The organism is Paenibacillus sp. P32E, from assembly GCF_001909085.1.
In the GTDB taxonomy this organism is placed as follows: Bacteria; Bacillota; Bacilli; order Paenibacillales; family Paenibacillaceae; genus Paenibacillus_AQ; species Paenibacillus_AQ helianthi.
On record NZ_LVYY01000046.1, the window covers coordinates 155,717 to 178,119 of the forward strand.

Sequence of the window (22,403 nt, forward strand, 5' to 3'; positions counted from 1 at the left end):
GAGCGAGGACCTTTCATGAACCCGAAACCGAATATCGTTAACCTTCCTGTGTACAAACCGGGAAAGCCTATTGAGGAAGTAAAGAAAGAGCTTGGTTTAAACGATGTCATTAAGCTGGCTTCGAACGAGAACCCGTATGGTTCCTCACCAAGTGCAAGAGCAGCGATCATGGCAGAGCTTGATCATCTGAATCTCTATCCTGACGGCTCGGCGGCCGAATTGACCGCTGCACTGGCTGATCATCTTGGTGTTCGTAGCAATAATATCATCTTTGGCTGCGGCTCCGATGAGATTATCGCCTTGATTGCCCGTGCGTTTTTCCTGCCGGGAGACGAGACGATTATGGCAGATCAGACCTTTTCCGTATATAAAAGCAATGCTGATATTGAAGGCGCCATCTCCATTGAAGTGCCTCTGGTAAATGGTACACATGATTTGGACGCCATGCTGGCCCGCATTACAGAGCGCACCAAAATTATCTGGATCTGCAATCCCAATAATCCAACTGGAACGATTGTACCGGAGGAAGCGCTTGTCACTTTCCTGAATGCTGTACCGGCAGGGGTGATGGTTGTTCTGGATGAGGCATATTTTGAATATGTGACCGATCTTTCGTATTCCAATGGAATCAAGCTGCTTGAATCCTATCCGAACCTGGTTGTACTCCGGACATTCTCCAAGATTTATGGCCTGGCTGCACTGCGTATCGGCTATGGGGTGGCGAGTCCGACGATTATTTCGTTGATTAACAAGGTTCGGGAGCCGTTTAATACTACACGTCTGGCTCAGGTCGGAGCATTGGCTGCACTGGCTGATCAGGAGTATGTACAGGAGTGCCGCCGTCTTAACAGTGCAGGTATCGTACAGCTTCAAGCTGAATTCAAACGGCTGGACCTTGCATTCTTCCCGGCACATGGGAATTTCATTATGGTGGATGTACGGAAACCGGCTGATGGTGTTTTTGATGCATTGCTGCGACAGGGGATCATTGTCAGAGCAGGACAAAAGCTGTACCCTACCTATATTCGTGTCACCGTCGGTTCGGCGGAACAGAATAAGGCGTTCATTACTGCGCTGGAACAGGCGCTCCAGGAGCAGGGAGTACAGGTCTAAGGACCAACTGACAAGACGAATCTACAGAAGGCGGGTAGTTCAAAGAACATGACGACAAAAATAGCAATTTTCGGTGTCGGTCTGATCGGAGGCTCACTGGCCCTTTGCTTCAAAGGCAAGGAGGGTCTGACCGTTACGGGCCATGCCCACCGTCCTGAATCGGCAAAAAAGTACGTCAGCAGAGGCGTGGTCGATCAAGCCACACTTTCTCTTGAGGAAGCGGCGCTGGACGCTGATTTCATTTTTTTGTGCGTGCCTGTAGGCATGCTGGAAGATTACTTGCAACGGCTTAGTAAGCTTCCTTTGAAGCCAGGTTGTATCATTACAGATGTTGGCAGCACCAAGGCCACGATTGCCGCCTGTGCGGTTTCACTGGACCTGCCCGGGGTGCATTTTATTGGCGGGCATCCAATGGCCGGGTCGGAACGTTCCGGTGTGGAGGCTGCATCTTCACTGTTGTTCGAGAATGCCTATTATGTCCTGACACCACCGCCGGGAGTGCCGGAGGAAGCGTATCAGGCCCTTGAAGCTTTGCTTCTACATACCAAAGCGCAGATTGTCCGGCTTAATCCCGAGCGCCATGACGAGATTGTCGGGGCCATCAGCCATTTGCCGCATATTATTGCAGTTGCGCTGGTGAATCAGATCCGCGCATATGACGATACTGATTCCCTGTACAGCACTTTGGCGGCAGGGGGCTTCCGTGATATTACAAGAATTGCGTCCAGTGATCCAATCATCTGGCGTGATATTCTGCTGAACAACCGCTCAGTTATGCTTCGGCTGCTGAGGGATTGGAATGATGAGGTTTCGTCATTCGTTCAATTGCTGGAGAATGCGGATGGGGAAGGCATTGAAGAAGCATTCCTTGAAGCAGGTGGTTTCCGCAGCCAACTGCCGGAACGGCGCAAAGGAATGATTACTCCGTTGTTCGATCTGCATATCGATGTTCCCGATCATCCCGGGATTATCGGACGGATCGCTACGGAGCTTGGTGATCAGGGCATCAACCTTAGCAATGTTCAGATTATCGAGAGCCGGGAGGATGTTCCGGGCATTATGCGCCTGTCCTTCCGCCAGGAGAATGATATGGAGCGGGCGAAGATTCTGCTGCAGCATCACGATTATACCGTGTACGTATAAGGCCAGTAAGGCTGGATAATATCCCCTTCAAGCAGTCACTCCTTCAAACCCATACATCAGTATGTGGAAGAGTGAGCTTGAAGGGGGTTTTTGTTGCGGAAGGGTTTACCTCTGCGGGAGCGGAGAATAATTTTCGAGCGTATTCCAATGAGGTGTGGGAATGTTCGCTCTGCTCTTTAAATCATTGAAGGCTTGATATAATGCAGACATCTCGTCAGCGGACACTGCTTTATCGCCCAGGAGAATTTTGCCGACAGGGGTGGACAGCATAAGCTTCAGCAGGATATAGAACATTTTCCGTTGTTCCCGGGCCAATTTGATTTGACTCGCAGGTGCAACAGTATATCCGAGCTTCTCCAAGACTTGATGGCCCTCATCTACAGCAGCTATGACATGATGAAGCAGCATGTTGTCTTTTATAGCCTTGCGTAAGTCCCCATTATAAGAAGGGGCAATGAAATTCAGAGGCAGGATCATCACAAAGTGGCTTTTCAGCCATTCATCCATATGGTTATGGTAGACTAATTTATATTTCGTGTTCACAAAAGCTTGGTCAATCACCGCCCGCCAAGAAAGCTCCTCACCTAAACCGCCAATGGTCATTTGCACCTTTGGAGCGCGTACGCAGTTCACCCGGCCGTTCTCCCTCCAGCCAGCACTCAACTGAAACCCGAAGGCAACCTGTTTCTTCACCGAACTGTGGGTTTCCAGATAATCGCGCATCTCTGAGGGGCTGGCATTATTCCCTACGAGGACTATATGACTGCTATGGTTCGCTGCAAGAGCAGGCAGTACCGCTTGGAAATCCGGATATTTCATCACTACAAAAACAAGGTCGTAGATATCCTCTGGCTGCAATTCACTGACCACATTTACCTTATCAGCCGTGGTACGGAATTGGAAATAATGCCGGATGACATTCCCGTTCTTTTGCAATTCATCCAGCCGCCCTCCTCTGGCCAGCATGGTCACATTGTTGCCTCCGCGCACCAGCACATGGGCTAAATAACTTCCCAAAACTCCGGCCCCATACACCAATATTCTCATAAAATAGTCCCTCCGTATCATGTAACCTATTCTGCATATAAGTTTTTAAATATTCGTATTCATATTTAAAAATTAATACAGCTCGATTCTAGCCCTTACCCAAACCGTTTGTCAATAAGTTTTGAAATATCTCTCGCGATATTTCAAAACTAAGCGAATCATGATATTATTAAATGTATTAAAAAAACGTGGGATGTGAGTGAAGCGGTATGAACAAATTTGAAATCAGAACACAAATCAAGAAAGATGCGATCGTTGCAGCCGCCCTGAAGCTTTTCCAGGAAAAAGGCTTCATTGACGTCAGTATAAAAGACATTGCCGCTGAATCCGGCGTATCCTCTGTGTCACTATATAACTATTTCGGCAACAAAGAAGGGGTAGTCAGGGAATGTGCGAATGTCCTAATGCAGAATACCGTCCGCAAGGCCAAGGAACTTCTGGGCCAAAATATAAATTTTAAAGATAAAATGCTCCAGGCTTTGGAGATTTGTGCCGATCAGGATTATCAATTACTCACTTCCCCGGGCGCAGTTGGGGATCAGGTGTTGTCTAGTCTGTACAATGAAAACACAAACCGGATCAGAGTCGAAATCATAGAGGAGTTCATCGGGGTGGGGAAAAAGGAAGGGGTTATTGATGCTTCTGTTTCTATGGAAACCATATTGGAATTATTAACAGTGTTTGGGGCGATCCAATCGTCCTGGGCGAAAACTGAAAATTACAAGGATAAAATGGTAGAGCTTAACCGGCTGCTCTTGTTTGGATTAATCGGACGGTCTTAAATACAGGATTTGAACCGGCACGGGGCGGAAATTAGAAAAATCTATCTTTTTACGCTAATGGCTGCTAAAAATAGACAAAAAAAAGACCGCTTACATAATAAGCGGTTACAGTTCACAATTTCTTGGAACCGTGTAGTATTTGGATAGGAGTGGAGAGAAACCATACTGTACTTTTATTATATGTATCCGTTTACATTTTGTCAACCCTTTATTCAAAGATAATAAAATAATCTTCAGAGGCAGTTTTCAACACCAGGTAATTACAAAGACTGTACACGCTAAACGGTGGTCATCCTCAATTTGATGGCAGCGCATCTCCAACGTAATTCGACGCTAAAAGTCTATTAATGTCATCCTTCCAGATTGTATGATATACTAGGTTAAGTATGTTTATAGATTTCCAGTGTTCAGCAAGCGACCCGGTATTTGGCTGCCCGGAAATTAATGGATGTGTATTTTTGTTTCTGTATCCACTTACAACATGCCTTATTTTTTGGGTACATGAATATACATAGGAAGTATTGCGTTTATACAGAGCAAAATTTGAGCAATTACCGCAACTTTTTGAACCTCGGCCGGTATAAGAATTATGGACCGGACGGGATTACACGTGCAAGGGCGAGGAGGGCCGAACTCACCATGACGGATTCCCAGTTGATCCAGCTAATCAAGCAAGGAAATACAGAGATATATTCAGAATTAATGCGGCGCTATCAACGTAAAATATTGGCTTTTGTCTACCATATGCTTAAGAATTCCCATATGGAGCTTCTTGCTGAGGATCTGTGCTCGGAAACCTTCTATAAGGCGTTCCGGAGCTTGCATTCCTTCCGTGAAGTAGATGCATCATTCTCGACGTGGCTGTACACCATTGCCCGTAATACTGTGCTCAGTGAGCTTCGCAAGAATCGTGCCGGAAATATATCTCTCGAAGAAAGCGGATATACCCCGGTCGCCCCCATTGAAGTGGCTCCGGAACAGGCTGCCCTTCGTAAAGAACGAATGAATCTGGTACGGGAAGCGATTAATAATCTTCCGGAGAAGCAGCGGTCTGCGCTGATACTGCGGGAATATGATCAAATGGACTACCAGGAAATAGCTGTGATTCTGGATCAGAGTGTCAGCTCCGTGAAATCATTATTGTTCCGTGCCCGGAGCAGTGTGAAGCTTCAACTCGAATCCTATTTTTATGAGCCTGAACCAGAAGAGCAGGCTGAGAGGGTGTAAGGCCTATGAATTGCAGGGAAGCGCAGGATTCCATTCCGCTGTTGTGGGACGCTCCCCCCACGGATCCCAGGCGGTTCAAGCTTGAAAGGCATATTGCGAATTGTTCCTACTGTTCCGCTGAATGGGCGTTGTGGCAGGAGAGCAGCCAGCTTATGCTAGAAACACAGATTGAAGTCAGCGAAGAACGTGCGGAGGCTGTGAATCTTCGGGTGATGGAGCGGATTTATCTGGAAAGTCCCTGGCTGTTGCCGGGAGATGGTAAATCTGCCGGGAATTCTGCCGTTTTCCGCCGTAGGCTAAGTCTTTGGATTGCCTGTTTCTTGGCTGTTTTTATATCCAGTTTTCTGTATTTTACAATGTTCAGAATACCCGCCAATACTTCAGAGGCACAGAGCGGGATTGTGGAGACCGGCGTAGCTGGTTTGTCCTTGGATTGGTCCTCCTCATATCCTGCCTCTGAATCGGGCGGAGGCATCATTGAACCGCTAGTGGTAAGCATGGGGCCAACGCACCCGCAATATTGGATGGTGCTCTCCATGCTGGGTATAGGCCTGTCGATTTTTTTACTGTATCGTTTGAATCGTTACCGCAGACAATAAAAAGCTCACTTTACTCCAGGGTAAAGGGGGCTTTTTTTATATTCAAGGATTTATTTGATTTTAGCTATACATCATCCTACTTCAAAAAGAAGACATTTGTTTTCATTCGTGTTACATTATTAAGCAAACATAAATGGAAGGGCAGGGTGATAGGTGATGCTGATCGGCTTAATACGCCACGGGCTGACCGATTGGAATGCGGAAGGCAGAATACAAGGACAAAGCGACATTCCGCTTAACGACGAAGGCCGGGGGCAGGCTGAGATGCTGGGAGACCGGCTTCTGCAGGAAACGTACCGTTGGGATTTCTGTATCACCAGCAGTCTTTCCCGTGCAGCAGAGACTGGAAGAATTGTGGCAGCCAAGCTGGGAATTCCAATGCTGGAACCGGATGATCGCATCCGTGAACGTGCCTATGGCCAGGTTGAGGGGATGACTGCTGTACAGCGTGAAGAGAAATGGGGCAAGGATTGGAACCAGTTGTCTCTTGGACAAGAAACGGATGATCAGCTCCAGGCGCGAGCCCTTGCTTTTATGGAGGAGATTGCTGAGCGTTATCCGGAGAAAAATATCCTTGTCATCTCGCATGGAGGTTTTTTAGCGCAGCTCTACATTGCCTTGTACAAAGACAAATATTCTGAGCGTCTGGGGAATCTATCGCTAACCATTCTGGAGAAGAAAGAGATGGAATGGAATCCGCTGCTATACAATTGTACCCGTCATATTCTTCAAAACCAGCATTAACCCGACCCTTCGGGTTATTTTTTTTGTGCAATCAGGAATAAAAAGGGCTGTATTTCCCATAATGGTAGTAAAACGGTGAGGCGATAAATGATGAATCTGGCGGATATGCTTAACTTTGCGGACATTGGTCAGCTTACCGCCATTGCGGGACGCTACCAATGTGATTGCAAACGAAATTCCAAACATGATTTGATTCAGAGTATATTGATCACACTGGGAAGCCGCCAATTCATGGAGTCCCACATTCGGGAGTGTGCTCCAGAGGAACTGCGGTTTCTGAATACCCTGCTGTTCGACGAACGCAGCCAGTTCAGTCTTGAGGATTTGCTCGCAGCTGCAAGGCAGGCGTCCTTCGATACGGACCCTGGCAAAAACGGAGGATACCGCGAGATGGTGGCCAGGTTCAAAAATGCCGGTTGGCTCTTCAGAGGTGCTTCCCAGCAAAGCAGGTATTTGTTCCGGGTTCCACAGGATCTGAAGTTGCGTTTCCGCGAACGTATGGGTGAATATATCAGGGAACAAATTTCACCAATAAGCGAGCCTGCAATCTACCGGAGCGAAGGAGAGATGCTGGCAGAAGATCTGCTGCTCTTTATGCGTTATGTCAGGGAGAACGAGCCGGAGCTAAACCAAGAGGGTGCGATGCACAAGAGATACCAGCAGGGTGTGATGAACGCTATCCAGATTCCCGAGCCTCTCTTGGGTAAAGGCGGCTGGAAATTCGGCTATGGAAGAGCCTGTGAGCATTATCCTCCTAGACTTGCGCTTATGGTTGATTACGCCCGCCACCGCCGCTATACTTCCGAGGAAGGCTTTCGGCTGAGGCTTACATTGGCGGGGGAAACACTACTGGAGCAGGAGAAATCTGAAAAGCTGATGCAGATATACGCCTTTTGGTTAAAACTGTATAAAGGCGCTATACCAAATCTGCCCTCCCTCATATACTGGATAAGTGTAAGTGCAGGGAAATGGGTCACTGTGGCTTCACTTGTTGAAGGTCTCGGCTGGTTAGTCAAACCCTTTTATTATGATGATGCCGCTTCAATTCTGGAACAGCGTATCCTTCGGATGCTGCTTCATTTGGGGATGCTTCGGCTGGGTGAGACACCTGAGGGTCCGGCTGTGATGATGACCCCATGGGGGATGGAGGCGGCTGTGCCTAAGCAGCTGCAGTAGATAGTCCGAGTGCAACTGTAGACTTGGGGAAGTGACATAGGCTTTTTTAGCAGAAGCGGGCGGTTCGAATTTTGAGTTAGTGTTGAACGCGCACTAGGGGGAGTAGAATGCGGATTGCTTATGGGAATTACATACCGCAGCTTGACGAATCTGTATATGTGGCGGAAGGTGCGAAGCTTGTCGGTGACGTTAGGATAGGGCGTCAGTCGAGTGTCTGGTTCAACGCGGTATTACGCGGGGATTTGGCCCCGGTAATCATTGGGGATCGCTGCAATATCCAGGACGGGACTGTGGGGCATGTGGCTGATGGGCTGCCGCTGGTGCTGGGTGATGACATATCGGTGGGTCACTCTGCGATTATCCATGGATGCAGGATAGGCAGAGGCACATTAATTGGAATGGGTGCAATTGTATTGAACGGTGCAGAGATTGGTGAATATGCTTTAATAGGAGCCGGATCAATTGTAACCGAAAACAAAATCATACCACCCTATACTCTGTCATTAGGTTCACCTGCCAAAGTGGTCCGTGAATTAACGGAACAGGATCTGCAGCGGATGGTCCGCACAAGCGAGAGTTATGTACTAAAAGCAAAAGAATATGGAAGGATCTAAACAGCGGAGGTGTATCGAATGGACAAAATGAAGGCTACCTATGAAGTGATGCTAGGACTTGCGGCAGAAATGGTGTGGGATGAAGCACTGCGAAAGCGTCGTACCGACATCTTGTACCGGGAGATCGACACGGCGCTGGCTGCCGGAGATAAGACGGCGTTCCGCAATCTAACGGAGGAACTGAAAAGTTTGGCATGAAAAAATTACGGGAAATGCGCCTGGCGCATTTCTTTTTTTGGAATATAAGGGTTTATATGGCTTACGCTATTAATCATCCTTCTATTTCTCACTGAAACGGATACCGTTCCTTATAGTACGGTAAGCCGTTTCTACTAGTTACTATGATATTTATAGCAAAAAGTGTAAACCTTAGAAAAGGGGTGAGCTGTAATGAAATTCAGTGACTTTACTGTGGATAGCTGGTCGGAAAACCGCAGGTTTTTTGATACCTGTATAATCCCGTTTACAGGACTTAGGGGCACGGAGAGCCCGCCTGAAGTGGCTGAAGCTCTCGAGAGACTGCGGGACTTTCTGGACCTTGCTGAAAAACCGTTTCAGGGGCGTGTTGTCACTTACCCGGCTATACAGTATACAGGAGCTGAAAGTTTGGCTTATGTAAACGAGATTTGCCGGAAAGTCAAATCCAGTAGCTTCCAGTATGTGGTTGTGCTCAGTGCAGATATTCCACTGACTACCTCTGAAATTTATGAAAGCGATTTAGTTCTTTCTCCGCCTGACATTAGTGTGTCTCAGAGTAAAGCATTTGGAAGCTATGTCAGAGACGAAATCGCAGCATTGTGGCTTAAATAAAACTGGGGTAAATGTGACGAAAAATCAACAATTCATGCGAAAACGATAAAATGTCATCGTCACAATTTAGACAATATTCTTGACGGGTTTTAGTAGCTGGGCTATGATTAGATTGAACTTATGTCATGTGATAATTATCATTGAAAACGTATTATTAACAGAAATTTGCTTTTAATCTACACTGCAGGTGCCTTCTCAAATGTGAAAAGGGGGTTACACACCATATGAGCAGCCATAATGAGGAGCATGAATCATTCCCGCAAGGACCTCCCACCCGGAAAGAGATGTCCCGGAGGCAGTTTTTAACGTATACGCTTGGTGGGGCAACCGCATTTATGGGTGCAGGTGCGATTCTGCCAATGATCCGTTTCGCGGTAGATCCGGTATTACATAAAAAGGGTGCGGGTGAATTCATTAAAGTTGCGGAAGCAGCCAAGATCACCGATGTTCCTCAGGAGTTTACCTTCGAACTCGCACAGCAGGATGGATGGTACGCCAGCACAGCTACACTGACAGCGTGGATCCGAAAAGACGAAAACGGAGATATTTATGCGCTTTCACCCGTCTGCAAGCATCTCGGCTGCACGGTGGGCTGGAATAATGACAAGGCCTATCCGGATGAATATCATTGCCCCTGCCATGGAGCGAGATATACGAAGCTGGGCAAAAACCTTGCCGTTGCGCCCAAGCCCCTTGACCAGTACAAAACCAAAATAGATGGGGATTGGGTCTATCTGGGCGAGATCGTTCCCAATACCGAGGTTAAAAAGGAGGCGTAGATCTGATGTTTAAGAATGTCTACAACTGGATTGATGAACGTCTGGATATTACGCCGATCTGGCGAGATGTTGCCGACCACGAGGTTCCTGAACACGTCAATCCGGCCCATCATTTCTCTGCCTTTGTGTATTGCTTTGGAGGACTCACTTTTTTCATTACGGTTATTCAAATTTTATCAGGTATGTTTCTCACCATGTATTACGTGCCCGATATTATCAATGCTTATGCCAGTGTGGAATATTTGCAGACCAAAGTAGCTTTTGGTCAAATTGTGCGCGGTATGCACCACTGGGGGGCGAGCCTCGTTATTGTTATGATGTTCCTGCACACGATGCGGGTATTCTTTACCGGTTCCTACAAAGCGCCGCGTGAGATGAACTGGGTAGTGGGGATGCTGATTTTTTTCGTGATGCTGGGCCTCGGTCTTACCGGCTATCTGCTGCCTTGGGACAATAAAGCTTATTTCGCTACCAAGGTTACACTGGAGATTGCCAATTCCGTACCGGTCATGGGGCCGGTGCTGAAGGAGCTGATGCAGGGCGGAACCATCGTTGGAGCGGAAACGCTGACCCGTTTTTTTGCCCTCCATGTATTCTTCCTCCCGGCGGTCCTGCTTATTCTGCTCGTCGGACACTTTATTATGATCCGCAGACAGGGTATTTCTGGTCCGCTCTGAGCCCTGACCACAGCTAAAGGAGGAAATGCAATGGCTCACGGAGACAACTCCAAAGAAAAGATTGTTTATGTGGGAGATTCCCGGGTACGGAGAGGCAATGGCTTCATCACACCACCGGATTACACGGCTTACCCCGGCAAATCGGAAGCCTTTATCCCTAACTTTCTGCTTAAGGAATGGATGGTAGGCGTAGTGGTGCTAGTAGGCATACTTGTCCTGACGATTTCTGAACCGGCTCCATTAGGGTTTCCGGCAAATGCCAGTGCTACAGTCATTCCGATTCCCGACTGGTATTTCCTGTTTCTGTACCAGTATTTGAAGCTGCCCTATGCTTCTGGCGATTATATCGTTCTGGGAACGCTTGGTGTGACAGGGGTAGCCTTTGGTTCGCTGCTGCTGGCTCCTTTTCTGGATACGGGCCGGGAACGCCGCTTCTACCGCCGTCCTATAGCCTCCTCGCTGATGTTCCTTTCCCTGGCTGCAATCATTTATCTGACCAATACGGCCTGGACGGAATACAAGCATGAAATGGCTGAAACCGGCCAGATTCCCGAGGATGTACAGCGTGAGGAAAAAGCGGCTGAGAACAGGGCGAAGGGGTTACCGACCACCAGCGCTGTCCAGACGAAAGAAATTGCTATCGTCGACAAGGACGATCCAGCGATGGCATTATACAAGCAGGCTACCTGTATCTCCTGTCATGCGGTTGATATGAAGGGGGGCGGAGGGCCGCCGTCACTGAGAGGCGTGGGAGACACCCATGATAAGGAAGCCATCCTCGCCATTATTAAGAATGGCCAGGGGCAGATGCCTCCAATGTATGATACTGCGATGTCAGCAGGTCTTAGCGAGCAGGATATCGATAGTCTGGCGGGCTGGCTTGCCAAACAAAAAAGCGAACAGTAAAATAATGATAACGCACAAACCTGATCGAGCCTGCGGTCGGGTTTTTGTATGCATTCATACCAAGCTGCCACATTCGGGAGGTTAAGATTGTATATGCCGGTTCACTGGTTTGAGAAATTATTTAAACACCGGGGAGTCATGTGGCTGCTCTTCATTGTGAATTTCCTCGGAACCATTTATGGATACATATGGTATGGTAATCAATTGGAATTCACGGCAGAAAATTATCCTTCGTGGCTGCTTCCGTTCGTTCCGGACAGTCCGACGGCAAGCTTGTTCTTTACACTCGCTTTGCTGTTGCTGCTTTTTCCACCCAAAGGGATCAAAGGAATGCTCGTCCGTGAGCTAATAGAAGCTCTGGCTGTTGTTACCTCGGTCAAATATGGCATATGGGCTGTCAGTATCATCTTTGCCGGAGGGGTTCAGGGAGATACAATAAGCCTGAAGGATTGGATGCTGGTCGTTTCGCATACCGGCATGGCGGTTGAGGCACTGATCTACGCCCGGTTCTTCTCCTTCCGCAGAATGCTGCCGCTGGCACTGCTATGGGCTTTTGCCAACGATATGGTGGATTATTCGGAAGGTGTGTTCCCGTGGCTGCCGAATGTGCTCGAAGATAACGTAATCGGAGTACAATATTACACTATCGCTTTAACCTTTCTTAGTACTGCTGCAGCCTGGATATTCGGAGGCAGATCCAGGAAGTCTAAACGGCTGGACAGGCCTCCGGTCAGGGGCTGAAAGATGTTCTAACTCTTGTCCTCCTGCCATACATTTAGGGGTAGGAGGGATGTCTCATGCCGTGCAGGACATATAGGGTGCTGACTGGATTGATGTTGTGCTGGCTGCTGGCCGGCATGAATGCTGGGACCGTTAATGCGGAAGCAGCAATGCAGGGGAGGGACGGCAGTCTTTCTGTTCAATCAGGAGATGCTGCAGGAAGTTATGCGCCGGCGCTCACTGCTAAGAATGCTGCCCAGCGGCTGGATGAAGCGGCCGAGGCTTTATATGGTTATGTGCTGGAAGGCGACGTGGTGAAGGCTAGACAGGAAAGCGGGAAGGTTTCACAGATTTTTGTATCGTCATCTTTTGAGGGCCTGACTTCTGTGGAAGGGATCAATGCGTTGTCAGATGTTATTATTGACTTAAAGGCGGCACTTGCCGCAGCGCAGGTTGATCCGGAGAAATGGGAAGCTGCCGCAGCAAAGCTCCGGCTTGCTGCCAACAGTCTAAACCATCCGCGTCAGCCGATGTGGCTGCAATATTATAAGCTGATCCGCGAGGATCTTAACGATATGGAGCGGAGTGCCGCAGCGAATGATCTCAAAAGCTGGCAAGCTGCACTAGAACGTCTGCAGAGCAGGTACGATAACATCCGTCCTGCGATCATCATTTCCCGGCCCCCGGAAACGGTCAATGCGTTTGATTCATGGCTGTCCTACGCCGCCGGAATTCCTTCTGCCTCACAGCCTGTGGGCCGCGCACGGCTACTGGAGATTATCTCTTACGGGCAGGATGCTGCCAGAGTACTGTTCGGCAAAGAAAGGGATGAACCTGCTTTGTCGCTACCGTTAGCATCGAAGGAATATGGAATTTGGGGAATGCTCGTGGCTATGTTTATTTTATCATCGCTTCTATATGCCGGTTACCGTAAATACCGCGGTGAAAGCCAGGAGTGGAAGCCGGTTTAGACAATGTGGAGAACTAAAAGTAATAAATATAAAAAGAGTGCAGGCGGGGATCGTCTGTACTCTTTTTTTCTACTTTAACTATAAAAGTGATGTAATTTCAAAAGAAGATTAATAATCATACATATGAAATTTTTTTCGAGTCAGGTTATTTGACATTAAGGTGGTTGACACTACCAATAAAAGGGGTTACTATGTAGCTATAAAGTATAAACGTTTATACTTTTGAGTGAATAAGATCGCAGAATGCTCAACAAACAAGGAGGGGTATATTTGAAGAATCTTAAGCTGAGAAGTATTGTTTCATTTTTAATGGTTACTGTTTTTTTATCAGCCTGTAGCGCCGTTCCAACCAAAACGGATGGTACTAACACTCCGTCCAATGCTAAAACATCAGGATCTGATTCATCTAAGCTCAGTTGGGATAAGGTTAATGACCCTTCGTTAAAAGGTCAGGAGATCAACGTTCTTGTTGTCGATACGGATGGGAAAATTGGAAAGATATTTAAACAATTCACAGATGAAACAGGAATTAAAGTGAATGAGCTTGCCGTGGACTATAATTCTCTGTATGGAAAAATTACTACAGCTGCTTTATCTAACTCCTCTGATATTGATGTTTTTGAAATGGACACCATTTGGGCAGGTCAATTCTTCAAAGGGAATATTGCTGAAGATTTAACGAATATAGTTCCAGAAGATGTACAAAAGAAGTACACGAAATCCTCGCTCTCATCCGCCATGTTTGATAATCATCTGATTGGTATTCCTTACTATTCAAGCACTAAACACTTTTACTGGAATAAGGATTTGCTGAAAAAGGCAGGTTATGAAGCTCCACCGAAAACCTGGGATGAATTTAGAGAAGTGTCCAAAAAGCTTACAACCAACGGCGTTTACGCTTCTGGCTGGTCATGGAAACAAGCAGAGAGCCTAATTTGTGATTATGTGGGCATGGTATACGCTTTTGGCGGGAATATGATTGGGGATGACGGTAAGCTTATTGTTAACTCCAAGGAATCCATTCAAGCGCTGCAATATATGTCTGACTTAATAAATACGGATAAAACAGTTGATCCTGCAAGTATGCAATGGACAGAAGAAGATGTTAAGAATGCTTTCATGGCAGGTAAGATTGCGATGATGAGCAACTGGGAGAACATGTATCCTGACCTAAATGATCCGACTAAATCCAAAGTTGTGAACCAAAGTGATGTGGGTTTATTACCTGGACAAGGAAGTATTGTTTCTTCTTCAGTGACAGGCTCAGAAGGGATTGCAATTATGAAGTCCAGTAAAAAGAAGCAAGCAGCGCTAGCGTTCTTACATTGGATAGGCTCAAGAGAGTTTCAGATTCCATTTTATTCGATTACGGGTACTTACCCTTCACTGGAAGAACTTTATTCTGACCAAGAGATCATTAAAGCTGATAAGACGAAAACATTGGCAAAAATTATGCCGGAATTTCAATATGGGCACAATCGTCCGAATGCTCCTGGGTATGTGGAATGGGCAGATATTTTATCAAGTCAGGTTTACTCTGGGTTGATGAAGCACCAAACACCGGAGCAATCACTGAAGGAAGCTTCAAGGCTAATCGACGATGCAATACAAAAAGCTGCTAAGTAAAGCCGGGTCTGGAGGGGAAGCAAGTGCAGAAAATTTTAACGGTTTCAAAGAAGGAACGTAAAGATATCCTCTTTGCAATTCTCTTGTTGGCACCTACGCTTTATCTCTTGTTACGAATATTTATCCTTCCGATCATGCAATCATTTGTTTGGAGCTTTTTTAAATATAATTTAATGGATGGTTCGGCTATTGAGTACGTTGGTCTAAGGAACTATGTTGATATTTCGGTGCTGAATGACTTTTGGATTTCAATGAAAAATACAAGTTATTTCACCGGCTTCTCTGTGCTGGCGGAATTGGCTATCGGTTTCATCTGTGCCCTCCTGCTGAACCAAACCTTCACTGGGAGATCGTTCTTTAGAGGCATCATTATTATACCTTGGGCTATGCTTACGTTAGTTAACGGCTTGCTGTGGAATTCTATCTATCAACCTGGTTATGGTGCTTTGAATAACATCCTGCATCAATTGCATCTGCTGGAAGCTGGTACGAATCCGGTTTGGCTCTCTAGCTCCACCAATGTTGTGTTTTTTGCGGCCATATCGGATATTTGGAAAATGACGCCATTGATGACCTTGCTGCTGTTAGCGGGTATGCAATCCATTCCGGCCTCCTTATATGAGGCTGTTGCGATTGACGGAGCCGGTTTTTGGAGAAAAGTATGGCATGTGACCCTGCCTCAGATTAAGCCTTCTCTGCTGATTGCATTGGTGTTGCGAGTGATTGGTGCATTTAGGGTTTATGATATTTTAACGGTTTTTACGGCGAATCCGAATACTTCGGTTAGCTATTTAACCTATAATTTTGCCTTCCGATATTTTTACTTGGGCAGGGCTTCGGCGATGGCCTGGATTTCCACGATTTTCATCCTAATATTAATTACCATCTATATGGTGCTGTTGAAAAGACAGCAGAAAGAACAATAAAGGGGGAACAGTGTTGAGGAGAGCAGCGAAAACGGCCCATCCGTGGAGGATTCGTATATTTAAAGTCAGTCCGAGTGAGCTTATCCCTCCTTTCTATTTATGGATTGGCCTCTTACTACTAACGATATTTACCCTTCTACCCTTTCTGTATTTGATTACTTCTTCCATCAGCCAGACCCAGGAGATTATTTCAGGGCATCTATTCCCTGATCTGCCGACGATTCAGAACTATTTGAAATTGTTTCAAGGCGATATAGGGAATGACTTTATTCAAGCTTTGGAGAATAGTATAACAGTCTCCTTATGGACCACCGCGGTTACGATTTTTGTTGGCCTATTTGCTTCTTATGCGTTAGCGCGAATTAAATTCCCGTTCCGGGTAACGTTACTCTTTGTAATATTAGCCATGCAGCTGTTACCATCCATCAGTATCATAGTTCCCTTATATATTATGATGAGAGAGGGCATCTCGATTTCGATTCCATTTACATCTATGGTTATCCTGCATACAAAACCTCTCTTAGATACAACATGGTCATTGGTGATTGCTTATATCGCAACGGGCCTACCCTTTGCAATCTGGCTAATGACCGGGTATTTCCAATCCATCTCCAAAGAGATGGAAGAAGCTGCTTATATGGATGGGTGCAGTAAAATAAAAACCATGCATAAAATCATTTTGCCACTGGCACTGCCTGGCGTTGCTGCTACAGCAATTTTCACTTTTTTAAATGCCTGGGATGAATTTATTTTTGCGAGTGCGTTTACCCAGACCTATGCGTCCAAGACGTTGCCCATTGCCGTGCGAGAATTTATTGGAAAACACAGCATAGACTGGGGCTTGATGACTGCCGGAGGATTTGTTGCTTCGCTGCCACCTGTAATTCTTTCCCTATTTTTGTTCAAATACATCGTTAGCGGCTTGTCAGATGGGGGAATAAAAGAGTAAACTTAAGGAGGTTTTAAATATAAACGTTTATATAAACGCAGCGGCTGATGTCAGATTTCATCAATGAAACCGCTGAAACAGGGAGATTGATTACGATTAAAAAGATCAGTATTTTAGATATCGTGGAGAAGTCAGGGGTTTCGCTTGTTACTGTATCCAGAGTGCTGAATAATGTGCCCACTGTTCGTGAAGAAAATCGCCAGAAAGTATTGCAGGCTATCAAAGAACTGGATTACCGACCTAACTCAGCAGCACGCAGTTTGGCACGGGGAACAACGGGTTTAATCGGACTTACGCTGATTACATTAAATGATACGGTATTCGATGGTATCGTACATTCTGTAAATGAACACTTGGAGGAGAATGGTTACCTCTTGGCGCTGTCGGTATCCTCGCCTAAAGAGGAAGAGGCCGGAAAACAAAATAGCTTTTTGTTTCAAGAGGATCGTGTGGACGGCATTATTGTGCTCTCTCCTTTGAACGAGAAACAAGTTATTTTGGAGCTGAAGCGTAAGAAAATTCCGTTCGTTATTATTGATAATCACTTAGAGAGTTCAAAGGCTCTAACAGTGAATGTGGATAATTATGCCGGAGGTTATAAAGCGACCAAGCATTTGCTTGACTTAGGTCATACTCATATTGCTCATGTCAGCGGACCGGAGCATTTTCTCAGTGTCAGGGAGAGAAAGCGTGGATTTGCAGAGGCATTGGAACAAGCAGGGGTAGCTCCATGCATTGTAGCCCATACCGATTTCGGTATTCGCTGCGGTTATGAGATAGCGATGGGATGGATACAACAAGGAATCCTTCCAACGGCTGTGTTTGCCGGGGATGATGCATTGGCACTTGGGGTCATGGATGCCTTCCGTGCCCATGGCTACCGCATACCAGATGACATTTCTATTATAGGTTATGACGATCAGGTATTTGCCTCTGAAATCCATCCGCAATTAACAACTGTGCGGCAGCCTACGGAGCAAATGGGGAAAGAGGCAGTTCGGCTTTTGCTGAAACTCATCGAAGGTTCGAAGCGAAACAGTTCTGTGCTTCTACAGCCCGAGTTACTGATTAGACAAACAACAGCTAACTACAAACATAGAGAAAAGCAATAATAGTCGTAGGGGTGAGATCAATTGAACTACTACTTGGGTGTGGATGCTGGCGGCACGAAAACTTACGCTATCATTACGGATGAGTCCGGGCGCTGGCTGGCAAGTGGTACTAGTGGCCCAGGCAATCATCAGATTAACGCAGATATAGCAAATGCAAATATTAAAGCTGCCGTATTCCAGGCTTTGAATCATGTACATCTTCAACCTGCAGATATAAGAGTAGCTTGGTTCGGTTTGGCAGGGGCAGACCGGGAAGCGGATTATAGGGTATTAACGCCAATGATTCAGCAATTTGGCTTTCCTGATTTCCATATTGTATGTGATACCATTATCGCCATGCGTGCGGGAACGACTAAGTCATATGGAGCTGTACTTGTATGCGGGACCGGTATGAATGCAGCGGGGATTGGCAAGCAAGGTGAGACGGTTCAGTGTGGCGGATTTGGGTACTCATTTGGTGATTTTGGAGGGGGTGAGGAGCTTTCCATTGAAGCGTTCCGGACCGTGATTCGCGCCTGGGAAGGGCGCGGTATGCCCACCCTGCTGACGGGTTTAATCCCTCAGGCCCTGGGTTATGGTTCAGTAGCAGAGATGTTTCATAGTTTTCTTGACCATCATAAGCGTATTCCATCTGACTTGACGAAGCTGATCTTCGATGCGGCAGCAAGGGAGGACAATGCTGCTATTCAGATTTTGCAAAGACAAGGTACTGAATTAGGCTTATCGGCTAGGGCTGTTATAGAACGTTTACAGTTGCAAGGGGAGAACTTCGATCTCGTGCTGGCCGGAAGCGTATTGACAAAAGGCAGCAGTGAGTTCATCCATCCTTATATTTCCAAAGAGGTCCTTGAAGTTGCACCGGGTTGCCAGTTGAAGCTTTTGACAGTGGAACCGGTGGTGGGTTCAATTTTGCTTGCGATGGAGAAAGACGGAATAACGATCACATCTTCGATTTATGAAAAGTTAGATGAAATAGCTGACATCAAAGGAGTTGTCTGCAATGGAAAATAGATTAAAAATTGCTGTGATTGGCGGGGGGTCCTCCTATACCCCGGAATTAATTGAAGGAATTATTCTCAATCATGCGCAGCTGCCTGTATCCGAAATCTGGCTGGTAGATATTGAGGCGGGCAAACACAAGCTCGAGATTGTGGGCAATCTGGCAAAACGTATGGTTAAAAAATCAGGGTTGCCCCTTGATGTTCACTTAACGCTCAATCGGCGTGAAGCATTGGATGGGGCGAGCTTTGTATCGACTCAGATGCGTGTTGGCCTTCTAGAAGCCCGAATCTGGGATGAGAGGATTCCGCTGAAATTTGGTGTGATTGGACAAGAAACAACAGGGCCCGGGGGCATGATGAAAGCCTTGCGGACCATCCCTGTTTTACTTGATATCTGCAAAGATATGGAGGAGCTGTGTCCGGGTGCTTGGCTGCTCAATTTCACGAATCCTGCAGGTATGGTCACTGAAGCTATTCATAAATATTCAAGCATCAAGACGATTGGCTTGTGCAATGCCCCAACAGGAGTCTACAAATGGCTGTCTGAATTATTCGAGGTTCCGGCAGAGCAGATTTATGCGGAGTTCGTTGGCTTAAATCATTTGCATTGGGTAACCCAGGTAAGTATCAACGGGGAATCTAAGCTAGAACAACTTTTCGATCTCCGCGAAGGGTACTCAGCGAAAAATGTGCCGCAATCCGAATGGAATGCTGACTTCATTCATGGATTAGGTGCTATTCCGTCCTATTATTTGAAATATTACTATTTAACAAAGGAAATGCTAGAGGAACAATTAACTTCCTCAGCTAAAGAGGGGACCCGTGCGGAGATTGTGAAACGTCTGGAAGACGAGTTGTTTGAACTGTACAAAGATCCAGACTTGGCGGAGAAGCCCGAACAGCTTGCGAAGCGAGGAGGTACTTATTATTCTGAGGCCGCTGTAAATCTGATGAAATCACTCTATAATGACACACGCGATATTCAAACGTTAAACGTGGCGAACGGCAGAACGTTGGACTTTTTACCGGCTGATGCTTGTATTGAAGTTAATTGTGTGGTTACCAAGCAGGGACCGATACCTTTACCTGTATCCCGTGTTCCGGTTTCTGTAAAAGGACTGATACTAGCTGTAAAAACCTATGAACAACTTGCTATTGAAGCAGCTGTACATGGGGACCGAAGTTTAGCGCTTCAGGCATTGGGTCATCATCCGCTCGTTCCCTCGGTAAATGTTGCCGATAGCTTGTTGAAGGAGATGCTAGAGCAGAATAAAGCGTTCTTACCACGGTTTTTCCAAAGTTAGAAGGGTGGATTTAATCAAACGAAGGAGGAGAAGTCAATTGAAATCCAAAGGACTAGTTAGTTTGTTCGCAGCTGCTGCACTCATCATAACTCTATGTACCGGAACAGCAAGTAAAGCCAGTGCATCTTCCACTATTATCTTGGGCTACTACACGAACGATTCATCCACGGCCCTTACCGATTATCACAGTTACTTGAATCAAATTTCAACGGATACATTCAATACCGATGCCAGTGGCAACATTGTTGGAGGCGTTCCTGCCCAGGCAGTAGATTATGCCAACTCCGTTGGTGTTCTCCCTTACGCTTTGGTTTCAAATTATGGATCAACGGACTGGGATAGCAATGCAGCTCACCAAGTGCTGACGAATGCCGCAATAAAGCAAAAACTGATTACCAATATGCTTTCTTTAGTAAAGACGAATCACTATAAAGGCATAAACATTGATTTTGAAGCCGTTTTGCCAAGCGACCGCGATGCAATGACCATTTTTGTTAGGGACGTTGCCAGTACAATGAAGGGACAGGGATTGCTGACGATGGTTTCTGTGCCTGCTAAGTCGGTCGATGATCCTACTGATGACTGGACCGGTGCTTTCGATTATGAGTCTCTTGGCACTTATGCAGATATCATTCAGGTGATGACCTATGATGAGCATGGTGTATGGGCAGATCCAGGTTCGGTAGCGAGTAAGCCATGGATTACTGAAGCTCTTCAATTTGCTATCACTTATGTGCCTTCAGAAAAAGTACTGATGGGTATTCCGGCTTATGGGAATGATTGGAATCTTTCGGATAAAACCAATAGCAGCAACCGTTTGGTCCCATGGAAAAATATCCCTCAGCTGATCTCGAGCACCAAGGGCAAGCCAGTAAGAGATAGTGCATCTGGATCCATGACTTTCAAATATACAGCGAAAGACGGCTCAAAACATGTCGTCTGGTACGAAGACGAAACAAGCATCAAGACCAAAACTCATTATACACTTTCATATGGCCTTGCAGGTGTCTCTGTTTATGCAATGGGGGAGGAAGATGAGAGGTTTTGGAAAGCAATAGCAGCCGGTTTAAAATAAGCGGTCGGTAGAGAAACAACGTAAAAGTAATGGCTATCCCGGAAGGTCTGAACAGACTGGAGGGGATAGCCAATTTTTTTGGATGATATGTAGTTTAGGTTTCGCGGAATCCTTCTCCGTGTACATCATGGACATCACTGATAATGACAAACGCTTTGGGATCAACGGATTTAACCAATTGGCTTAGCCGGCGGATCTCCTGACGGGAGACTACGCAGTAGACCATGTATTTGGCCTGTTTGGAATATGCGCCTATGGCTGGGATCAGTGTTACGCCACGGTCCATTTCTGCTGTAATCAGATCAGCGATTTGCGGAGCATCGTCACTGATGATCGTGAAGGCTTTGGCGGCATAGGCACCCTCCTGGATGAAATCAATCATTCGCGAAGAGATGAAGACCGCTACCAGGGTGTATAGAATTTTTTCACGGGGAATATAGAGCAGGGAAGCGCCGATAATGATTACATCAACTGCCAGGATAATCTGCCCCATGCTCCATCCGAATTTACGTCCCAGAATTCGTGCTACGATATCGACTCCGCCTGTTGTGCCACCAAAACGGAAAACGATGCCGAGTCCCAGCCCGAGCGTAACCCCCGCATATAATGAAGCAAGAATAAAGTCATGCTCGGTGCTGAAGGTGACAATCCAGCCTGCGTCAATCATCCGCTCGAACAGCCAGAGGAAAAACGACAATGCGCCGATTCCAACGCCTGTATAGGCAATTTGCCGTCCGCCAAGAACCTTCCAGCCCAGTAGAAAGAGCGGGAGGTTAAGCAGCAGGGTAGTTAAAAAGATGGGGATGTTGAAAGCATAGTTAAGAAGGATGGTTATCCCGGTTACACCGCCCTCCATCAATTTATTGGGTACGATAAAGTAGAGCAGGCCAAATGCATATACAGCCGCTCCCAGCATGATTGGTGCTGCTGTTTTGACAATGGTGGAAGCTACTTTGGATGATGAATTCATGTAATCCCTCGCCTGGCCCTGTTATGGGCATAATGTATTGGTAAACTTCTTTTATTGGTTGCTTTTCATGTGGCTATAGCATTCACCGAATGTCCGGGGCCTTGAAAAATGTGCAGTTGCCAAAAAAGATTT

Annotated in this window: 24 protein-coding genes; 22 read left to right on the plus strand and 2 right to left on the minus strand. The window is 46.5% G+C overall.

Annotated features, from left to right (window positions below):
- Positions 1-15 precede the first annotated feature (15 nt).
- Together hisC and A3848_RS25340 are read left to right on the plus strand one after the other, a co-directional pair.
- A complete protein-coding gene (hisC, locus tag A3848_RS25335) occupies positions 16-1,113 on the plus strand; it encodes a histidinol-phosphate transaminase (RefSeq protein ID WP_074087629.1) in 1,098 nt (365 codons plus the stop codon).
- 48 nt (positions 1,114-1,161) lie between these two features.
- On the plus strand, positions 1,162-2,256 hold the full coding sequence (locus tag A3848_RS25340) for a prephenate dehydrogenase (RefSeq protein ID WP_074087630.1): 1,095 nt from the start codon (positions 1,162-1,164) through the stop codon (positions 2,254-2,256).
- Between the two features lie 105 nt (positions 2,257-2,361).
- On the opposite strand, the gene A3848_RS25345 is transcribed toward A3848_RS25340, so the two are convergent.
- On the minus strand, positions 2,362-3,303 hold the full coding sequence (locus A3848_RS25345) for a ketopantoate reductase family protein (protein ID WP_074087631.1): 942 nt from the start codon (positions 3,301-3,303) through the stop codon (positions 2,362-2,364).
- 209 nt (positions 3,304-3,512) lie between these two features.
- On the opposite strand from A3848_RS25345, the gene A3848_RS25350 reads away from it, so the two are divergent.
- From A3848_RS25350 to A3848_RS25445, 20 genes are all read left to right on the plus strand, one after another.
- Positions 3,513-4,085 carry a TetR/AcrR family transcriptional regulator gene (locus tag A3848_RS25350; protein WP_074087632.1) on the plus strand — a complete coding sequence of 191 codons (573 nt, stop codon included), beginning with the start codon at positions 3,513-3,515 and terminating at the stop codon, positions 4,083-4,085.
- Between the two features lie 639 nt (positions 4,086-4,724).
- Positions 4,725-5,312, plus strand: coding sequence for an RNA polymerase sigma factor (locus A3848_RS25355; protein WP_074087633.1), 588 nt, complete (start codon positions 4,725-4,727; stop codon positions 5,310-5,312).
- A gap of 152 nt (positions 5,313-5,464) precedes the next feature.
- Positions 5,465-5,911 (plus strand): hypothetical protein, encoded by a 447-nt coding sequence (locus tag A3848_RS25360; RefSeq protein ID WP_143192073.1) that lies wholly within the window; start codon positions 5,465-5,467, stop codon positions 5,909-5,911.
- 156 nt (positions 5,912-6,067) lie between these two features.
- Positions 6,068-6,655, plus strand: coding sequence for a histidine phosphatase family protein (locus A3848_RS25365; protein ID WP_074087635.1), 588 nt, complete (start codon positions 6,068-6,070; stop codon positions 6,653-6,655).
- 90 nt (positions 6,656-6,745) lie between these two features.
- Positions 6,746-7,831 (plus strand): hypothetical protein, encoded by a 1,086-nt coding sequence (locus tag A3848_RS25370; protein WP_074087808.1) that lies wholly within the window; start codon positions 6,746-6,748, stop codon positions 7,829-7,831.
- Between the two features lie 107 nt (positions 7,832-7,938).
- On the plus strand, positions 7,939-8,445 hold the full coding sequence (locus A3848_RS25375; RefSeq protein ID WP_074087636.1) for a gamma carbonic anhydrase family protein: 507 nt from the start codon (positions 7,939-7,941) through the stop codon (positions 8,443-8,445).
- Positions 8,446-8,463: 18 nt separating this feature from the next.
- Complete coding sequence (locus A3848_RS25380) at positions 8,464-8,643, plus strand: IDEAL domain-containing protein (RefSeq protein ID WP_020427670.1); 180 nt, start codon at positions 8,464-8,466, stop codon at positions 8,641-8,643.
- Between the two features lie 192 nt (positions 8,644-8,835).
- Positions 8,836-9,255: a DUF2487 family protein gene (locus A3848_RS25385; RefSeq protein ID WP_074087637.1), complete on the plus strand. Its 420-nt coding sequence runs from the start codon at positions 8,836-8,838 to the stop codon at positions 9,253-9,255.
- 224 nt (positions 9,256-9,479) lie between these two features.
- Positions 9,480-10,034, plus strand: a complete 555-nt coding sequence (locus A3848_RS25390) for a Rieske (2Fe-2S) protein (protein WP_074087638.1) — start codon at positions 9,480-9,482, stop codon at positions 10,032-10,034.
- A 5-nt stretch (positions 10,035-10,039) separates the two neighbouring features.
- Positions 10,040-10,711 (plus strand): menaquinol-cytochrome c reductase cytochrome b subunit, encoded by a 672-nt coding sequence (gene qcrB / locus A3848_RS25395; RefSeq protein ID WP_020427667.1) that lies wholly within the window; start codon positions 10,040-10,042, stop codon positions 10,709-10,711.
- A gap of 30 nt (positions 10,712-10,741) precedes the next feature.
- On the plus strand, positions 10,742-11,617 hold the full coding sequence (locus A3848_RS25400; RefSeq protein ID WP_074087639.1) for a menaquinol-cytochrome c reductase cytochrome b/c subunit: 876 nt from the start codon (positions 10,742-10,744) through the stop codon (positions 11,615-11,617).
- 93 nt (positions 11,618-11,710) lie between these two features.
- Positions 11,711-12,358: a DUF1405 domain-containing protein gene (locus A3848_RS25405; protein ID WP_074087640.1), complete on the plus strand. Its 648-nt coding sequence runs from the start codon at positions 11,711-11,713 to the stop codon at positions 12,356-12,358.
- A 56-nt stretch (positions 12,359-12,414) separates the two neighbouring features.
- Positions 12,415-13,308 carry a sporulation protein YpjB gene (locus A3848_RS25410; RefSeq protein ID WP_074087641.1) on the plus strand — a complete coding sequence of 298 codons (894 nt, stop codon included), beginning with the start codon at positions 12,415-12,417 and terminating at the stop codon, positions 13,306-13,308.
- 270 nt (positions 13,309-13,578) lie between these two features.
- The gene (locus A3848_RS25415) at positions 13,579-14,934 is read left to right on the plus strand and encodes an extracellular solute-binding protein (protein ID WP_074087642.1); all 1,356 of its coding nucleotides are present in this window, start codon (positions 13,579-13,581) and stop codon (positions 14,932-14,934) included.
- Between the two features lie 23 nt (positions 14,935-14,957).
- Entirely contained in the window at positions 14,958-15,860 is a 903-nt protein-coding gene (locus A3848_RS25420; protein WP_083612371.1) for a carbohydrate ABC transporter permease, read from the plus strand.
- 13 nt (positions 15,861-15,873) lie between these two features.
- On the plus strand, positions 15,874-16,809 hold the full coding sequence (locus tag A3848_RS25425; protein WP_167374673.1) for a carbohydrate ABC transporter permease: 936 nt from the start codon (positions 15,874-15,876) through the stop codon (positions 16,807-16,809).
- 47 nt (positions 16,810-16,856) lie between these two features.
- Positions 16,857-17,921: a LacI family DNA-binding transcriptional regulator gene (locus A3848_RS25430; protein WP_074087643.1), complete on the plus strand. Its 1,065-nt coding sequence runs from the start codon at positions 16,857-16,859 to the stop codon at positions 17,919-17,921.
- Between the two features lie 21 nt (positions 17,922-17,942).
- Positions 17,943-18,932 carry an N-acetylglucosamine kinase gene (locus A3848_RS25435; protein WP_074087644.1) on the plus strand — a complete coding sequence of 330 codons (990 nt, stop codon included), beginning with the start codon at positions 17,943-17,945 and terminating at the stop codon, positions 18,930-18,932.
- Positions 18,922-20,226, plus strand: a complete 1,305-nt coding sequence (locus A3848_RS25440) for a 6-phospho-beta-glucosidase (protein ID WP_074087645.1) — start codon at positions 18,922-18,924, stop codon at positions 20,224-20,226. Before A3848_RS25435 ends, A3848_RS25440 begins: the two co-directional genes overlap by 11 nt.
- A 37-nt stretch (positions 20,227-20,263) precedes the next feature.
- Positions 20,264-21,301: a glycosyl hydrolase family 18 protein gene (locus tag A3848_RS25445; protein WP_074087646.1), complete on the plus strand. Its 1,038-nt coding sequence runs from the start codon at positions 20,264-20,266 to the stop codon at positions 21,299-21,301.
- A gap of 94 nt (positions 21,302-21,395) precedes the next feature.
- Here the strand turns inward: A3848_RS25445 and A3848_RS25450 are convergent, their stop codons facing one another.
- The gene (locus A3848_RS25450) at positions 21,396-22,271 is read right to left on the minus strand and encodes a YitT family protein (protein ID WP_074087647.1); all 876 of its coding nucleotides are present in this window, start codon (positions 22,269-22,271) and stop codon (positions 21,396-21,398) included.
- Positions 22,272-22,403 lie beyond the last annotated feature (132 nt).

Coding starts and splice junctions, on each gene's coding strand:
- hisC (WP_074087629.1), top strand. CDS start 16: ATGAACCCGAAACCGAATATCGTTAACCTTCCTGTGTACAAACCGGGA.
- A3848_RS25340 (WP_074087630.1), top strand. CDS start 1,162: ATGACGACAAAAATAGCAATTTTCGGTGTCGGTCTGATCGGAGGCTCA.
- A3848_RS25345 (WP_074087631.1), bottom strand. CDS start 3,303: ATGAGAATATTGGTGTATGGGGCCGGAGTTTTGGGAAGTTATTTAGCC.
- A3848_RS25350 (WP_074087632.1), top strand. CDS start 3,513: ATGAACAAATTTGAAATCAGAACACAAATCAAGAAAGATGCGATCGTT.
- A3848_RS25355 (WP_074087633.1), top strand. CDS start 4,725: ATGACGGATTCCCAGTTGATCCAGCTAATCAAGCAAGGAAATACAGAG.
- A3848_RS25360 (WP_143192073.1), top strand. CDS start 5,465: ATGCTAGAAACACAGATTGAAGTCAGCGAAGAACGTGCGGAGGCTGTG.
- A3848_RS25365 (WP_074087635.1), top strand. CDS start 6,068: ATGCTGATCGGCTTAATACGCCACGGGCTGACCGATTGGAATGCGGAA.
- A3848_RS25370 (WP_074087808.1), top strand. CDS start 6,746: ATGAATCTGGCGGATATGCTTAACTTTGCGGACATTGGTCAGCTTACC.
- A3848_RS25375 (WP_074087636.1), top strand. CDS start 7,939: ATGCGGATTGCTTATGGGAATTACATACCGCAGCTTGACGAATCTGTA.
- A3848_RS25380 (WP_020427670.1), top strand. CDS start 8,464: ATGGACAAAATGAAGGCTACCTATGAAGTGATGCTAGGACTTGCGGCA.
- A3848_RS25385 (WP_074087637.1), top strand. CDS start 8,836: ATGAAATTCAGTGACTTTACTGTGGATAGCTGGTCGGAAAACCGCAGG.
- A3848_RS25390 (WP_074087638.1), top strand. CDS start 9,480: ATGAGCAGCCATAATGAGGAGCATGAATCATTCCCGCAAGGACCTCCC.
- qcrB (WP_020427667.1), top strand. CDS start 10,040: ATGTTTAAGAATGTCTACAACTGGATTGATGAACGTCTGGATATTACG.
- A3848_RS25400 (WP_074087639.1), top strand. CDS start 10,742: ATGGCTCACGGAGACAACTCCAAAGAAAAGATTGTTTATGTGGGAGAT.
- A3848_RS25405 (WP_074087640.1), top strand. CDS start 11,711: ATGCCGGTTCACTGGTTTGAGAAATTATTTAAACACCGGGGAGTCATG.
- A3848_RS25410 (WP_074087641.1), top strand. CDS start 12,415: ATGCCGTGCAGGACATATAGGGTGCTGACTGGATTGATGTTGTGCTGG.
- A3848_RS25430 (WP_074087643.1), top strand. CDS start 16,857: ATGTCAGATTTCATCAATGAAACCGCTGAAACAGGGAGATTGATTACG.
- A3848_RS25440 (WP_074087645.1), top strand. CDS start 18,922: ATGGAAAATAGATTAAAAATTGCTGTGATTGGCGGGGGGTCCTCCTAT.
- A3848_RS25450 (WP_074087647.1), bottom strand. CDS start 22,271: ATGAATTCATCATCCAAAGTAGCTTCCACCATTGTCAAAACAGCAGCA.